Here is a 15,426-nt window from a genome sequence, read left to right as displayed (position 1 = left end):
CTCGGTTCAAGCGAAACATTGTCCTCGGTGCAATAATGTCGAAGTTCGAATATTTGCGGCTTGCCGACGCCATCGCCGCCGAGATCGCCTGCGGCGCGCTGAAACCTGGCGACCGCCTGCCGCCACAACGCAGTTTCGCCTATGAGCGCAACATCGCGGTGTCGACCGCGAGCCGGGTCTACACCGAGCTGTTGCGGCGCGGTCTCGTCGTCGGCGAAGTCGGCCGCGGCACCTTCATTTCCGGCGACGCGCGAGGCAGCATCGCGCCGTCGCCCGAGGCGCATGGCGCGCGCATCGACATGGAATTCAACTATCCGCTGCTGCCGCAACAGGCGGCGATGATCGCGAAAAGCCTGCAAGGGCTGGAGCGGACAGAGGCGCTCGAGGCCGCATTGCGGCCGTCGACCAGCACGGGCACGCAAACCGTGCGACAGGTCTCGGCGGCGTTCCTTGCCCGCAAGAACTGGTCTCCCGGCGCCGAGCAGATCGTCTTTACCGCCAACGGCAGGCAGTGCATCGCGGCCGCGCTCGCCGCGCTGGTGCCGCCGGGCGGGCGCTGCGGCGTCGAGGCGCTGACCTATCCCTTCATCAAGGGCATCGCAGTGCGGCTTGGCGTGACGCTGGTGCCGCTTGCGATGGATGAGCACGGCGTGCGGCCCGATGCAGTGCAGAAAGCGCACCGCGAGGCGCATCTTTCGGCGCTCTATCTGCAGCCGACCATTCAAAACCCGCTGGGCATCACGATGCCGGCCGCGCGGCGCACCGATCTGCTGCGCGTGGTCGAGAAGCTCGACCTCACTATCATCGAGGACACGGTCTACGGATTTCTCGACGATGAGCCGCCGCTCGCTGCGCTGTCTCCCGACCGCTGCATCGTGCTCGACAGCCTCTCGAAGAAAGTCGCACCCGGGCTTGCGCTCGGCTTCATCGTGTCTCCGCTACGGCTGCGCGAGATCATCATGGCGTCCGTCCGCTCCGGCGGATGGACGGCGTCAGGCTATGCCTTCGCGGCCGGGCAGCGGCTGATGGGCGACGGCACCGTGGCCGAGCTCACGCGGCTGAAGCGGATCGACGCGGCCCGCCGCCAGCAGATGGCCGCAAAATTGCTCGCTGGTTTCGAAATCCAGGCCAACGCCAAGGCCTATCATCTCTGGCTGACATTGCCGCCGCATTGGCGCTCGCAGACTTTCGTGGCGGCGGCCGCCCGCCGCGACATCGCGTTGACGCCATCGACGACCTTTGCGGTCGCTCCAGGACATGCACCCAACGCGGTCCGCCTGGCGCTGGGCGCGCCGACGCTGGAGCAGCTCGAAACCGGACTCCGGGCGCTGTCGGGCATTCTGATTGCAAAGGAAGAGGATTTTGACGCGACCGAATAGCCGCGTCTCTCACGCGACCGGCCATTCCGCGATGAAGCCTTTGGCCTTGTATGGTTCGATCTTGTCCCACTCGCGCAGCACGCAGCGGCGAAATTCCGGATCGGTGTGCCAATGCGAGCGCGGCGTGGCAAAATGATCGACCGTCACCAGCATCTTCTCAACCTCGGGCCAATGCCGCTGCAGCGTCATCAGATAGCGCCGCGCGGTCCAACTGTTACCGAGGCAGATGACGCTGCGGATATTTTCCAATCCCAATGCCGCATCGATGATGGGCAGGGAAAGGATCACGTTCTCACCGGTATTCATCGCGCAATGTTCTTCGAGGATGATCCCGGACGGGATGCCATGCGCGACCATCGCCGCCTTGATGATTTCGCATTCGGAACGATGGGAGCCCGGCGTCACCCCGCCACTGACGATCGACCAGCGGAAGAAACCCTCACGCCAGAGCCGACAGGCCTCATCGACCCGGAGATCGACGTCCTGGCGCGTGCCGAAGACGAACAGGAGATCGGCTGGTCTGAGGGGCGTGCGGATCAGATGCCTTGCGTTGATCTCGGCAATCTCCGCCTCGGTCGGAATGCGCGCGCATCGATCCTCCATGCATTTCCTCGCCCCATTGATAGGACAGGACGATGCCGCGAACGAAAGATTCGGCGAAGTCACTTTTCATTGCGCTCGGTTGCGATCATCTCGCAATCGGTCCGCAAACGCTACGGCAGCAACGTATCCGGCAGATGATCGAAGCCGTAGCTGCGCGGCCGGTTGCGGCCGACGAAGCCGCCGATCTGCCAGGTGAACAGGACGGCGAAGCCAATCAGAAACAGCACCGCGATGAATTCGCCGGTGAACAACGCGCGCAGCAAAAGCCCGATCATCGCGACCGCCAGCACCGCCAACACCGCGAGCGCCGCCGCATAGGTCACAGGCCCGAGCCCGCCTGTCAGCACCGCCTTGCTGCCGGCCGCCTTCATCCGTCGGTGCAATTCCTCGATGAAGGCACGGTAGCCGTGGTCCTGCGGCGCCATCAGTGTCGCGGTCTGCCAGGTGGTCGAGAGGATGGCGAGGCGTCCGCCATTGGCATTCGCAATATCGGCACGGAAACGGCGCGATTGCATCGACACCGGACGGTACGAGAGGCGGACCGCCGAGAGATCGCGATACGGCCAGACGCCGGAGCGGCCGGCGATGCGCCACGACAATCCGGCATCGATCAATTCGAATTGATGCGCCGATCCGATCAATGATGCCTTGTAGGCATAGCGCGTCGGTGCGCCCTCGCCTGGCTCCGCGCTATTGTTGGCTGATGATTTCGGCAAATTCCACAACCCGGAGTATCGGCTGACAGCGCCGCTTGCGCGGCGCGCCGGCTTCATCCTACAAGCAGACCATGGACGAGACGACCTCTTTTCCGCGCCACCTGATTCTCGGCGGCGCCATGCTTTCCGGCGTGCTGCTGGCGCTCGCCGTGCACATGCTGGGCATGCGCTATGGCCTTGATCTAGGCGGGCTGTGGCGCTCCGACACGCACGAGACCATGCCGGCGGGCGCGGCGATCGCCTGGTGGCTGATCGCGACGGTGGCGTTTTGTGGCGGCTACTTCACCGCAAACCTGATGCACAGCGCCGTCGCCGGCGAGATCCCGCCGCGGATGCGGCAGTTCCTGATCGCCGTCGGCGTCCTCATTCTCGCCGGCGCCGGCCAGGTGGCGTCGGCACCGAGTTCAATCTCGACCATCTCGATCGTGGAGGCCGGCCTCGCCGCGCTATGCCTCGGCGGTGCGATGGCGTTTTGCGGCGCGCATTTTGCGTTGCGCAGGAGTTAAGCGCTCAGACGCTGCGGCGACCTTTCCGCCAGGATTTTCATCACCTCGGCGACAGGACGCGGCGCGCTGAACAGATAGCCCTGCGCCTGTGTGCATCCCTCGCGACGCAGCAGTTCGAACTGCGCATCGGTCTCGACCCCCTCCGCCGTGGTGACGATGCCGAGACTCTTGCCGAGCCCGGTCACGGCGCGGACGATCGCCATAGAATCTTCCCGCGTCGCGAGGTCGCTGACGAACGAGCGATCGATCTTGATCTTGTCGAACGGGAAACTGCGAAGATAGCTCAGCGACGAATAGCCGGTGCCGAAATCGTCCAGCGAGATGCGGATGCCAAGCGCGCGCAGTTCGTGCAGCACAGCGAGCGTCGCCTCGCTGTTCTGCAGCAGCACCGTCTCCGTGATCTCGAGCTCGAGGCGATGCGCAGCAAGGCGGGTGTCCTCAAGCGCCGCCTTCACAGATGACACCAGGTTCGGGTTCTTGAACTGGATCGGCGACAGATTGACCGCGACCGCGACGTCCTGCGGCCAGGCAGCCGCATCCGCGCAGGCCTGGCGCAGCACGAATTCCCCGATCGGAACGATCAGTCCGGTTTCTTCCGCAAGCCCGATGAAATTGCCCGGCGGGATCAGCCCGCGCAGCGAATGTTTCCAGCGCAGCAAGGCCTCGCAGCCGACGATCCGGTCGTGGGCGACGTCGCGGATCGGCTGATAGTGAACCTCGAATTCATCACGCTGCAGCGCCTTGCGCAGGTCGAGCTCGAGCACGCGCCGCGCTTGCGCGCGTGCATCCATCCCGGTCTCGAAGAAGCGATAGGTGGCGCGGCCGTCCGCCTTGGCACGGTAGAGCGCGAGATCGGCCTTCTTCAACAATTCGTCCGGATTCTTGCCGTCCTCGGGCGCCAGCGAGATGCCGATGCTGACGCCGATCACGAGCTGATGGCCGCCGATGTCGTAAGGAGCCGCGATTTTCTCCACGATGAGGCTCGCGAGCGCGGCCACCACCGATGGGTCGCAATCCCCGCAGAACTGCACGATCGCGAATTCGTCGCCGCCGAGCCTGGCCACGGTATCGTTCTCGGTGACGCATTCACCGAGCCGCTGCGCGACCGCCTTGAGCAGCGCGTCTCCGACGGGATGGCCGAGCGAATCGTTGATGATCTTGAAATGATCGAGATCGAGGCAGAGCACCGCGAGCTGGTCGCTGCGCCGGGCGAGCCGCAATCCCTTTTCGAGCTGTTCGCGGAACAGCGTCCGGTTGGGCAGATTGGTCAGCGCATCATGGCGCGCCATGTGCGAAATCCGCTCCTGCGCCTGCTGCCACTCGGTGATATCCTCGAAGGTCGCGACCCAGCCGCCGCCTTTCATCGGCTGATCGACAACGCGGATCGAGCGGTCGCCCCTGGTCACCACCTTGGTCACGGTGTGGCCGGCGCTGGCTTCCGCCATCACATCGGCGACGAACTGATCGGGATCGCCGTCCCATTCGCCGTTCAGCTTCTGGTCCTGCAGGACGTCGCGCAGCAGGCGGCCCCGCAGCGGAATGCTGGACCGGCCCATCATCGCGCCGTAACGGTCGTTGGCCAGGAGGATGCGGCCATTTGCATCGAACATGCACAGGCCCTGCGACATGTTGCCGAGCGCGGTGTCGAGCAGAACCTTCTGCTGGCGCATTTCGCCCTTGGCACGACGGTCGAGCATGGCCGCAACCAGCGTGATCCCGAGAAACGCGAAGGTCACGATCGCCGTCAGGGAGGAAAGCGCGACCGGCGAAATCGACATCTGGTCAACGGCGACGCTGGGATCGGGAATGACGGTCATTGCGCCCATTGCAGTGAAGTGGAGCGAGACGACGGCCAGCGTCAGCAGTGCGGTCGCGCCGATGCCGTGGTTGCGATCATCGCTGCGCGTCGCAACCACGAGCGCCAGCCCCGCGAACAGGCTGCCGATCAGCACCGAACCGAGCACGATGCCGGGCGACCATTCGACGCGCGCCGGAAATGCAACGGCCATCATGCCAACGTAGTGCAGGGCGGCAATGCCAAGGCCAACGATCGCGCCGCCAGCTGCTGCCGTCGAGACGCGGTTGTTCAGCAATGCAATCGTCAAGCCTACCGTCGCGATCGACACCCCAAGGGCCAGTGACAGCAGGGTGAGCGGAATGTCGTATCCGACGCCCATGCCGGGCTGGTAGGCCAGCATCGCAATGAAATGCGTCGCCCAGATCCCGCAGCCGCCGGCCACCGCATCTAGCCCGATCCAGACCACCCGCGGAAGCCCTTGCGACGCCCTGGCCCGGTGAAACAGGCTGATCGCGACCGCACCGGCGAGCCAGCAGGTCGTCAGGGCAAGGATGACGAACCGCCAATCGTGCTGCGTCGTCAGGCAAATCAGGACTTGGTACATTGCAGTTCCCCTATCGCGCCGTACCAGCCCTCCAGTTGGTGGATTTGGGGTAACCGCAGCGGAACTCGTTCCGCTGATGGTGAACGAAGTTTTGAGCCGGCGACAAAAATCGGCTCAATCCGCGACCGGCACGCCTGATGCGGGTCACGCCATCGCCCGGTCCCGCCACAGGGCGCCGAGCATGATCGCGGCAGCGGCCGCAAGCAGCAGGCCGGCCGAGATCAGCAGCGAGGCGTGCAGGCCGGCGATGAACGCTGCGGACCGGCCGACCAGCGAGCCGAACAGCGCGACGCCGAGCACGCTGCCGGTCTGCCGGGTCGCATTGAGCACGCCGGCTGCGATTCCCGAGCGCGACTTCTCGACGCTGCCGAGCAGCGTCGACGTCAGCGGCGGGACCAAAAGACCAAGTCCGCTGCTCATCGCGATCAATTGCGCACAGATCGCCCAATAGGCAGTGTCAGGCCCCAAGCCGAGCAAGGCCAAACATCCCGCGGCCGACAGCAGCGCACCGCTGCCGATGGTCGCGGGCGCGCCGATGCGCTCGCTGATGCGCGGCGCGATCAGATTGACGGGCAGCACCGCGCCCATCATCGGCACGAAGGCCAGCCCGGTCTGAAATGCCGACAGGCCGTTGATCTCCTGGAAATACAAGCTCAGCACGAAGATCAGCCCGTAAAGGGCGACGTTGACGAGGAGACCGACGAGCGACGTCGCCGCGAACATTCGCTGTCTGAAGAGCGACAGCGGCAGCATCGGTTGCGACGCATGGGCTTCGCGCCAGACGAACAGCGCGCTCAGCACCGCGGACGCAGCAAAGCCTGTGAGCGCGAACGGATCCTGCCAGCCGCGCGCGCCGCCCTCGATGAGGGCGCCGGCGAGCGTGCCGAGCGCCGTGATCGCCGCGATTTGACCAGGCAAATCGATCTCGCGCGAAAGCGAGCGCGTGGTCTCATCGGCATAGCGGAAGGTCAGCCAGAGGCCGGCAAGGCCGATCGGCAGGTTGACCAGGAAGATCGCGCGCCAGCCGATGAGTGCAATCAATGCGCCGCCGAGGAACGGCCCCGCCGTCAGCGCCACGCTGGCGCCGGCCGCCCAGACTGCGACGGCGCGGCCGCGCGTCCTCTCATCCGGATAGGCATGGTTGAGCAGCGCCAGCGAATTCGGCACCAGGATCGCGGCCGCCAGTCCCTGGATGCAGCGGGCCGCGATCAGCACCGGTGCGTCCGGCGCCAACGCACAGGCAAGCGAGGCGGCGGTGAACAGCGCGAAGCCAGCCATGAAGACCCGTTTGGCGCCGATGCGATCGCCGAGCGCACCGGCCGTCAGAATGAAGGCGGCAAAGGCGATGGTGTAGGCGCTCACCACCCATTGCAGGTCGGATACGCCACCGCCAAGCGCACCGCCGATCGCATGCAGCGCGGTGTTGACGATGGTGACGTCGAGCTGCACCACCCCGTAGCCAAGGCTCATCGCGGCAAGCGTCAGCGAGGCGGCGAGCCTCGAAGGCACGGGTTGTTCGGCCGGACGGGACGGCACGTCCGCATATTGTCGGATCTTGAGCGGCAGGCCTTGCATGGATCACCTCGGCGGAGAGCCAACACCAGACATAGCCCGTCGTTTCGCGAATACAGTTCGGCACCGATCGAAGAGTGACAGCGGACGGCAGCGACCGGTACAAAAAGCCGCACCGGATTATTCCGGCGCGGCTTTTTGCCTCAATTTCCGAAATGCCGGGGGCGGTCCGGACCCACCGGAACCGGATTTCGCCCGATGAGCCAGACGTTAGCCCGAAAATCACACTCTGATGAGCTGCAGCCCAGTCAAACGTGGCCGGATCGTGATCTAGCTCGCCGCCCTGAGATTGACCTTGCCTTCGGCGATCGAGGTCAGCTTCTTGTCGGTGGTTTTTTCCTCATCCAGCGTCTTCTGCAGGATGGAAGCGCAGTCGTTGCGGCCGAGCTGCCGTGCCCAGGCGATCAGACTGCCGTAGCGGGCGATCTCATAATGCTCGGCGGCCTGTGCGGCGTTGATCAGCGCGGCGTCGAGCACGTTCTTGTCATCCACCTCGCCGGCCACGTCGTCGGCTTCCTCGATGATGCCGTCGATCGCCGGGCAATCGACCGCCTTCACTTGGGCGCCATGCATCTGGAATACCTGCTCCAGTCTCTGCACATGCGTTTTGGTTTCATCCAGGTGGGTCAGAAATCCCTGTTTGAGCTGCGGATCGGAGGCCTTTTTGGCCATCTTCGGCAGCGCTTTCACAAGTTGTTGCTCGGCGTAATAGATGTCCTGCAATTGGTGCACGAACAAGTCATTCATGCTCTTGATGTCTTTACTGAAGAGTCCCATTGCGCGTATCCCTTGGTTCTGGGAACATGGCGCGCGCCCACCTTGTCGTCCCCCGCAAAAGGCCATGTTCTGGTTGCTGATACCTGCGCTAACAGGCTGGATGGACAGACGTTCCGGCGAAACGGCAAGAACCGGGGACGGAACAGCGGAACGCTGCGACGAAATTGAACCGACGGGACCGCCAGCGGCGACTCACATTTTCCAATACCCAGACATATGTACCGCGTATGACAGAAATCACGAACGAAGGCGGACGCGTGGCTTGTCAAGGGCTGCACAAATCTGCCGTTTTGCCTTATGGGTGCTGGGGCACGGTGCGTTTGACCGTCACCCGTTATCCCATGTGACCATGTAACGGGCCTTCTTTAGAATGCCGCCCCGCCGGGAGGACGAATGCATCGGCTGCTGACCGCGCTTGGGCGTGGCTTCAAGGAAAAGATCGGCTGGAAACGGCTGGGGATCGCCGCGAGCGTCATCATTATCGTCTTAGCGGTGACTCATCTGGTGCGGACCTTGAAGGGCGTCGATACCGCCCTGGTCCTGACGGCGTTGACCGAGATCGCCCCGCACCGCATTGCGCTTGCCGCGCTGTGCGTGGTCGGTGCCTTCTGCACGTTAACCTTTTACGACTTCTTCGCGCTGCGAACCATTGGCAAGACCCACATCCCCTACCGCATCGCGGCGCTGTCCAGCTTCACCAGCTACACCATTGGTCACAATATCGGCGCCACCGTCTTCACCGGCGGCGCGATCCGCTTTCGCATTTATTCGGACTACGGCCTGACCGCGATCGATGTCGCCAAGATCTGCTTCCTCTCCGGCCTGACCTTCTGGCTCGGCAATCTGTTCGTGCTCGGGATCGGCATGGTCTGGCACCCCGGAGCGGCGTCCTCGATGGACCTGTTGCCGGAAGCCATGAACCGGCTGATCGGAGTGGGCTGCCTTGCCGGCATCGGCGCCTATCTGGTCTGGCTCGTGACCGGCACCGGCCGCCGCGAGCTCGGCCAGAACGGCTGGAAGGTGGTATTACCGTCCGCGAAGCTGACGCTGGTGCAAATCCTGATCGGGGTCGTCGACCTCGGTTTCTGCGCGCTCGCGATGTATCTGTTGATGCCGACCGAGCCCTATATCGATTTCGTCTCGCTGGCCGTGGTGTTCATCCTGGCCACCCTGCTCGGCTTCGCGAGCCACGCGCCGGGATCGATCGGCGTGTTCGACGCCGCGATGCTGGTGGCGCTGCCGGACTTCTCCAAGGAGCAGTTGCTGGCCACGCTGGTCGTGTTCCGCATCCTGTACTTCCTGATCCCCTTCGGCATCTCGATCTCGATCATGGGGATGCGCGAGCTGTGGCTTAACGTGGTGCAGCCGTGGCTCAGGCGGCGCAAGCTCAATGATCCGCCTTTCAGAGCGGAGACCGCCGAGGTTACCGTGCGGCAATCGGTTGAGAGCCGGCCACGGATCAAGCACCTGAAACGGTAACAGCGACGTTATCTGGAGCATGATCCGGAAAGGTGGGAACCGGTTTTCCCTCGCGACAAACGCGAAGCGTTTGCGCGGAGATCATGCTCAAACAGAGAGATGAGATCACAATCCGATTCCGTCCAATCGGATCATGATCTCGGCGCGTTATTCTTTCTGGCTAATTCGGCGCGGCTCTCTTATTTCTGCCCCACCGATGCCGTCAAACGCGCCATGGTCAAAATTCTGTTCCGTTCGATCGTTTCCGCCGCGCTGCTGGCGGTCGCGCTACTGAGCCAATCGGCCGAAGCGCAGACCGCGGCCCAACAGCCGCTGCAGATCTCGTGGGAAGTCCGCAACCGCTTTCGCCTGTTCCGCGAGGAGCGCGACTTCCTGCTGCAGACCGAAGCCGGGCGCGGCCGCAGCGTGCTCGCCGCCGAGCAGGCGCTGGAATTGCAGAGCGACGGCCGCGGCTGGGCGCGCAACACCGTCAACCGGCTCTGCATCGACCTCGCCGGCCGCGTCAACGAGCCCTGTACCCGCGACAACGTCAAGGAAAGCTACCTGACGCCAACAGATCACCCGATCACGGTGCGATTGGTCGGGCTGATTCCGGTCGGCGCCACCTGCGCCTGGTCGTTCGACGATGGCGACGGGCCGCAGACCTCCGCCTTCGACTGCGCCGAACCGGTGAACCTGCGCGTCCGCTACGGCCGCACGACCATGGCGACCGTCGACGTCTCCGCGGGTTCGGATCCGGCCCAGCGCGTTTCCACCGAGATCGCCGTGCGCGACATCTTCATCGCAGGGCTCGGCGACAGCATCGCCTCCGGCGAGGGCAATCCGGACCGTCCGATTGCGCTGGCGGAAGAAGGCTTCTGCTTCCGCTCCTATCTCGGCACCGCGGGCGAGCAATATTACCGGCCGAGCCGGGCCGGCTACAAAGGCGGACGCGCCTGCGAAGCACCGGACTTCCTCTCGGTATGGCAGAAGCACAGCGCGCTGTGGTTCAACGCGGCCTGCCACCGCTCGCTCTACAGCTACCAGACCCGCACCGCGCTCGCGCTCGCGGTGAACTACCCGCACATCGCCGTGACCTACCTGCCGCTCGCCTGCACGGGCGCAACCATCAATGACGGGCTGTTCGGCTCACAGCAGGCCCGCGAGTGCCTGCCGAGCAAATCGGGCAACACCTGCTCGGGCAGCGTCAACGGCCAGCTCGCCGAATTGCGCGATGCGCTCGCGGCAGCCAAGCGCCGCCAGCCGGATCGACAGCTCGACCTGCTCCTGCTCTCGATCGGTGCCAACGATATCTACTTCTCCGGCCTCGTCGCCAATGTGATCGTCGATGCCGGGACAGAGCGCGCGCTGTTCCGGCGCGGTGGCGTCATGGCGTCTGTCGACGATTCCCGCGATGCCCTGCGACGCACATTGCCGCAATCCTTTGCCAAGCTGCGCGAGGCGCTAAGGCCGCTCGTCGGCGGCGATCTTTCGCGCGTGATCTATACGGCCTATGCCAACCCGGGGCTGTCGGAGGGCGGTGTCCCCTGCCCCGGCGGCCGCGCCGGCTTCGACATCCATCCCTCCTTCAATGCCGCGCCGCAGCGGCTTGGTCCGGTGGTCGGCTATGTGCAGGACGAATTCCTTCCGGCCTTGAAGGCGCTGGCGCTTTGCCAGTCAGGCGTCCTCTGTCGTAATCCGCGTGCCGACCGCATGACCTTCGTCGACGCCCATCAGGACGCGTTCGCGATGCATGGCTTCTGCGCGCGCGCCGCCACCGATCCGGAGTTCGACCGGCAATGCTTTGCGGCCAATGGCGAGAGCTTCGATCCTGACATCGTCACCGCCGCCAGCCAGCCGATGCTATGCGGCCGCAGCGCCTCGGAATATCGCGCCTACCTGCCGCGCGCCCGCTGGATTCGCGACGCCAATGACAGCTACTTCACCGCGATGACCTATCCGCAGGCGCTGCCATCCTCGATGCAGCCTTCGGACATCCATGATGCGACCTGGGGCCTGCTGTCGGCCGTCTACGGCGGCGCGGTGCATCCGACCGCCGAAGGCCATGCCGCGATGGCGGACGCCGCCGTTCCCACGGCGGCCGGAGTGCTGCGACTCGACGTCGGCGTGGGCGAGGTGATCTCCGAACCGGTGCAGCCGATCGGCGGGCGCTAGTACGCGATGCTGAGTGGATACTGCGCTCCCTCTCCCGCTTGCGGGAGAGGGCTGGGGTGAGAGTGCCTCCGCGATCAAGACTCTACGTGTGGAGAGAGCCCTCACCCGGCGCTGTGCGCCGACCTCTCCCGCAAGCGGGAGAGGTGAAGTCAGTGTTGACTAACGCGAAGGCGTGCCGGCGGGACCGACGTTCTTCTTCGTTGCCGCGGGTGGCGGCGGCTTCATCGCCGCCGCCTGAGCCGGCAGATATTTCGCGACGATGGCGGGATCGAGTTGCGCGATCGCCGTATCAGGCAGGCGGTACCAGACCTCGTCCTTGCCGAACAGCGAGATGCCGATGTAGCCGCGCATCGTCAATTCCTTGCCGTCGGGACTGACGCTCATCTTGGCCTTGTAGATACTGCCGTCGCGCGGATCGAGCACGTTGCCTTCCTCGTACTTCAATCCGTTGCGCTTCATGTTGCGGATGAAGGGAATGCCCAGCAATGGCGCGTTCTTGCGGTCGTCGGTGCATTTCGTACAGGCTTCGGTGACCGGCTCGCCGGGCTTCGGGAACGTCTTCGCCATGATGCCTTCGAAGACGCCGTTATGGTCGACGAACAGCACCCAGATCACGGGCTTGCCGTCCTCGACCTTCTGCCACAAGCCCGCCGCCGACGGTTGCTGCGCCTGCGCCGGCAAGGCGGCCGCCAGGAGGGCCATGATAACAGGCACCATCAGCCGAAATCGAAATCGCCAATTCCGCATTGTCGTCACCCGACTAATCCATCAAACGAATGAGCGAAGACTACGGCCATTTCGCGGAAGGTTCCAGTGGCAGCGCGGAACGATGCAAATAGCCGCAGCGGCCGCTCCGCGGCCTGACCGACGATATTTTGACTGAAATCGACCAATCATGTGTTGATTGGAATCAACCGACTCCGAGTTTCTTCTGCAGGCTCGACGACGACGTCGTGTACTGGAACACAAGCCGCTTGTCGGGATAGACATAGCGGTGCGCCTTCTGCGCCATCAGCGCGCCCTCGTGGAAGCCGGACAGGATCAGCTTCAGCTTGCCGGGATAGGTGTTGATATCCCCGATCGCGAAAATGCCTGATACGTTGGTCTCGAAGGCGGCGGTGTCGACAGGCACCAGATTGTTCTCCAGTGCCACGCCCCAGTTCGCGACCGGACCGAGCTTCATCGTGAGCCCGAAGAACGGCAGCATGGTATCGCACTCGACCCTCGTGAGGGCGTTGTCGTTGCCCTTCACCGTCGCCGCCGCAAGCCTGCCCGCCTCGCCTTCGAGGCCGGTGACCTGGCCGAGCTTCAGGTCCATCTTGCCATCGGCAACGAGCGCACGCATCTGCTCGACGCTGTGGGGCGCAGCGCGGAACTCGTCGCGTCGATGCAATAGCGTGATGCGCTTGGCGATTGGGTGCAGGTTGAGGGTCCAGTCGAGCGCGGAATCGCCGCCGCCGACAATCAGGATGTTCCGGTCGCGGAACTGCTCCATTTTCCGCACTGCGTAGAACACCGAGCTGCCTTCATAGGCCTCGATGCCCGGCACCGGCGGCCGCTTCGGCTGGAACGATCCGCCGCCGGCGGCGATCACCACCACCTTGCATTCGAACACCTTGCCCGCGTCGGTCTTCACGCGGAAGGCGGGATCGCCGACCTTCTCGATCGTTTCAACCATCTCGTTCAGATGGAAGGTCGGGTGGAACGGCTTGATCTGCTCCAACAGCGACTCCGTCAGCCCCTGGCCGGTGACGAGCGGGATGCCGGGAATGTCGTAGATCGGCTTCTCCGGATAGAGCTCGGCGCACTGGCCGCCGATCTTGTCGAGGATGTCGACCACATGGGTCTTCATGTCGAGGAGGCCCAGTTCGAACACGGCAAACAGTCCGCAGGGACCTGCGCCGATAATCAACACGTCGGTTTTGATCGCTTCGCTCATATCCGCTTCTTTGTCAGTTGAGTACGAAATGGGAAGGCTGCCGACCGAGCCAAGACGACCTGATCGGGAACGCCATAATAGGGGCGGCAAGCGCCGCGGCAACCCCTTGCCGCAACTCGACAACTAGGCTGTAACGTGGCGAACGACCTGGAGATTGTGCAAGTGAATGCCCCGATCCGTTCCGACGCCACGCCGCGCCTGGAAGACTATCCCTATCGGCTGTCAGACAATGTGCGCTTTGCCGACCTCGATCCCAATGGGCACGTCAACAATGCGGTCTATGCGAGCTATTTCGAGACCGGCCGCGTCACGCTGATGAAGGATCCCAGCAAGGGATTGGTGCCGGATGGGCTCGCCTGGATCATGGTGCGCCTCGACACCCATTTCCGCGCTGAGCTGCATTGGCCCGGCACGATCGAACTCGGGCTCGGCGTCGTGAAGTTCGGACGAACCTCGGTGACGTTCGATCAGGTGGTGTTTTCGCAAGGTCGATGCGTGGCCTCCGCGCAGGCGGTGACGGTGCTGATCGACGAAACCACGCGCAAGCCGGTTCCGCTGACTGATGAAGTGAAGGCTAACCTAAAGCCCTGGATCCGCCGCGGCCTTGATCTAGCCTAGTACTGGGTACACTCTCGAACCGAACGCCGCTTTATCTCCTCATCCCGAGGAGCGCGAAGCGCGTCTCGAGGGACGAGGCCACCGGCGGGGCCTCATGGTTCTCAAGGCGATGCGAAGCATCGTCCGGGAGAGGCGCCTCCGGCGCTCCTCACCATGAGGGTCATGCTTCAAGCCTGCCGTTCCGGCGTCGTCACCACGAGCCCGTCAAGGTCGTCGGTGACCTTGATCTGGCAGGACAGACGCGAATTCGGCCGCACGTCGAAACCGAAATCCAGCATGTCCTCTTCCATCGGCGTGGGCGCGCCGACCTTCTCGCGCCAGGCTTCGTCGACATAGACATGGCAGGTCGCACAAGCGCAGGCGCCGCCGCATTCCGCCTCGATGCCCGGAACGCCGTTGCGGATAGCGCCTTCCATCACGGTCGCGCCGTTCTCCACCTCGATGGTGCGTCTTTCCCCGGAATGGTCGACATAAGTTATCTTGGCCATGATCGCTCGTGCTACCGGAATACGGATCTGGATGAGGTCCCCGGCAGTCCCTATAACGGGTCGATCCCGGGAGCGCCAGCGGCCGGGTGCCCTCACGCAAAACCTTTTGACGCGAGTTTGTCGCCGGTCAATTCGGGCTTGAAGGGTCGCCGAGGATGGCCTCGATCGCGTTCCGCGCCCGCGCGACCGCGTCAGTGAGCACCGCCAGCGGCTCCGCCGGTTCGATGCCACTCGTCAGGACATGTTCCAGCCCGGCGGCGGCATCCGCGACAGCGAAAGCGCCGATCGCGCGTGCCGATCCCTTCAGCTTGTGCGCCAGTTCGCGCGCATCCTGTGGAAGGGTGGCCAGGGCCGCGATCAGCTTGGCCGACTGCGCCACGAACAGCGAAAGCACCTCGCGCTCAAGAGCGGCGTCGCCGAGCGACATGCGCGCAAGATGTGCAAGATCGATCGGGCCGTCACCGGGGGAGAGCGGCGGCGAAGCTATCCATTGGGTCCGTTCGAGGTGACGCGGCATGGGCCTGATCCTAAGGACCGGCCACCACCTCCTTTTCGGTAGGGCCGTTTGGGCGTCACCCAATCACGAAAATAGTTAACGGATCGTTGGCCAAATTTGCCTCAACTTTGCCCTTTTTCAGACAAAGTAGGACCTCAATGAGCGTCAGCTCGCAGGATTTATGTGGAAGCATAAGGCCTTATGGCACAAACCTGTTAACGATGATTAAGAATGTCTTAATCGCGGCCATTTCATTCGCATCGCTCAACCAATAGGATGTTTCCGGATGTAGCGGAC

General features: G+C 63.9%; 14 protein-coding genes. 5 read left to right on the top strand and 9 right to left on the bottom strand.

Annotated elements, in window-relative coordinates:
* Positions 1-35 precede the first annotated feature (35 nt).
* Positions 36-1,379 (top strand): aminotransferase-like domain-containing protein, encoded by a 1,344-nt coding sequence (locus ACZXDY_RS18405; protein ID WP_464346466.1) that lies wholly within the window; start codon positions 36-38, stop codon positions 1,377-1,379.
* Positions 1,380-1,388: 9 nt separating this feature from the next.
* Here the strand turns inward: ACZXDY_RS18405 and ACZXDY_RS18400 are convergent, their stop codons facing one another.
* Positions 1,389-1,982 (bottom strand): YdcF family protein, encoded by a 594-nt coding sequence (locus tag ACZXDY_RS18400; protein WP_464346465.1) that lies wholly within the window; start codon positions 1,980-1,982, stop codon positions 1,389-1,391.
* A gap of 110 nt (positions 1,983-2,092) precedes the next feature.
* Complete coding sequence (locus ACZXDY_RS18395; RefSeq protein WP_464346464.1) at positions 2,093-2,698, bottom strand: hypothetical protein; 606 nt, start codon at positions 2,696-2,698, stop codon at positions 2,093-2,095.
* Positions 2,699-2,769: 71 nt separating this feature from the next.
* On the opposite strand from ACZXDY_RS18395, the gene ACZXDY_RS18390 reads away from it, so the two are divergent.
* Positions 2,770-3,204 carry a hypothetical protein gene (locus ACZXDY_RS18390; protein WP_028163590.1) on the top strand — a complete coding sequence of 145 codons (435 nt, stop codon included), beginning with the start codon at positions 2,770-2,772 and terminating at the stop codon, positions 3,202-3,204.
* Here the strand turns inward: ACZXDY_RS18390 and ACZXDY_RS18385 are convergent.
* The 3 genes from ACZXDY_RS18385 to ACZXDY_RS18375 form a co-directional block, all read right to left on the bottom strand.
* Positions 3,201-5,606, bottom strand: coding sequence for an EAL domain-containing protein (locus ACZXDY_RS18385; protein WP_464346463.1), 2,406 nt, complete (start codon positions 5,604-5,606; stop codon positions 3,201-3,203). The two genes, ACZXDY_RS18390 and ACZXDY_RS18385, sit on opposite strands and share 4 nt — an antisense overlap.
* Before the next feature lie 144 nt (positions 5,607-5,750).
* The gene (locus ACZXDY_RS18380) at positions 5,751-7,181 is read right to left on the bottom strand and encodes an MFS transporter (RefSeq protein ID WP_464346462.1); all 1,431 of its coding nucleotides are present in this window, start codon (positions 7,179-7,181) and stop codon (positions 5,751-5,753) included.
* A 267-nt stretch (positions 7,182-7,448) separates the two neighbouring features.
* A complete protein-coding gene (locus ACZXDY_RS18375; RefSeq protein WP_028163593.1) occupies positions 7,449-7,955 on the bottom strand; it encodes a YciE/YciF ferroxidase family protein in 507 nt (168 codons plus the stop codon).
* 393 nt (positions 7,956-8,348) lie between these two features.
* Here ACZXDY_RS18375 and ACZXDY_RS18370 point away from each other — a divergent pair, with 393 nt between their 5' ends.
* Positions 8,349-9,434: a lysylphosphatidylglycerol synthase transmembrane domain-containing protein gene (locus ACZXDY_RS18370; protein ID WP_028163594.1), complete on the top strand. Its 1,086-nt coding sequence runs from the start codon at positions 8,349-8,351 to the stop codon at positions 9,432-9,434.
* 213 nt (positions 9,435-9,647) lie between these two features.
* A complete protein-coding gene (locus tag ACZXDY_RS18365) occupies positions 9,648-11,588 on the top strand; it encodes an SGNH/GDSL hydrolase family protein (protein WP_028163595.1) in 1,941 nt (646 codons plus the stop codon).
* Between the two features lie 159 nt (positions 11,589-11,747).
* Here the strand turns inward: ACZXDY_RS18365 and ACZXDY_RS18360 are convergent, their stop codons facing one another.
* Both ACZXDY_RS18360 and ACZXDY_RS18355 read right to left on the bottom strand, forming a co-directional pair.
* Entirely contained in the window at positions 11,748-12,335 is a 588-nt protein-coding gene (locus ACZXDY_RS18360) for a DUF2147 domain-containing protein (RefSeq protein WP_028163596.1), read from the bottom strand.
* 163 nt (positions 12,336-12,498) lie between these two features.
* Entirely contained in the window at positions 12,499-13,527 is a 1,029-nt protein-coding gene (locus ACZXDY_RS18355) for an NAD(P)/FAD-dependent oxidoreductase (protein ID WP_028163597.1), read from the bottom strand.
* Between the two features lie 162 nt (positions 13,528-13,689).
* Here ACZXDY_RS18355 and ACZXDY_RS18350 point away from each other — a divergent pair, with 162 nt between their 5' ends.
* The gene (locus ACZXDY_RS18350) at positions 13,690-14,145 is read left to right on the top strand and encodes an acyl-CoA thioesterase (protein WP_028163598.1); all 456 of its coding nucleotides are present in this window, start codon (positions 13,690-13,692) and stop codon (positions 14,143-14,145) included.
* Between the two features lie 167 nt (positions 14,146-14,312).
* On the opposite strand, the gene ACZXDY_RS18345 is transcribed toward ACZXDY_RS18350, so the two are convergent.
* Positions 14,313-14,633 carry a 2Fe-2S iron-sulfur cluster-binding protein gene (locus ACZXDY_RS18345; protein WP_028163599.1) on the bottom strand — a complete coding sequence of 107 codons (321 nt, stop codon included), beginning with the start codon at positions 14,631-14,633 and terminating at the stop codon, positions 14,313-14,315.
* A 127-nt stretch (positions 14,634-14,760) separates the two neighbouring features.
* On the bottom strand, positions 14,761-15,150 hold the full coding sequence (locus ACZXDY_RS18340) for an Hpt domain-containing protein (protein WP_028163600.1): 390 nt from the start codon (positions 15,148-15,150) through the stop codon (positions 14,761-14,763).
* Positions 15,151-15,426 lie beyond the last annotated feature (276 nt).

The sequence above is a fragment of the Bradyrhizobium sp. LeoB3 genome, assembly GCF_055456055.1.
The sequence above is the reverse complement of the archived record's forward strand: the minus strand, read 5'-3'. Positions and strand labels throughout refer to the sequence as shown.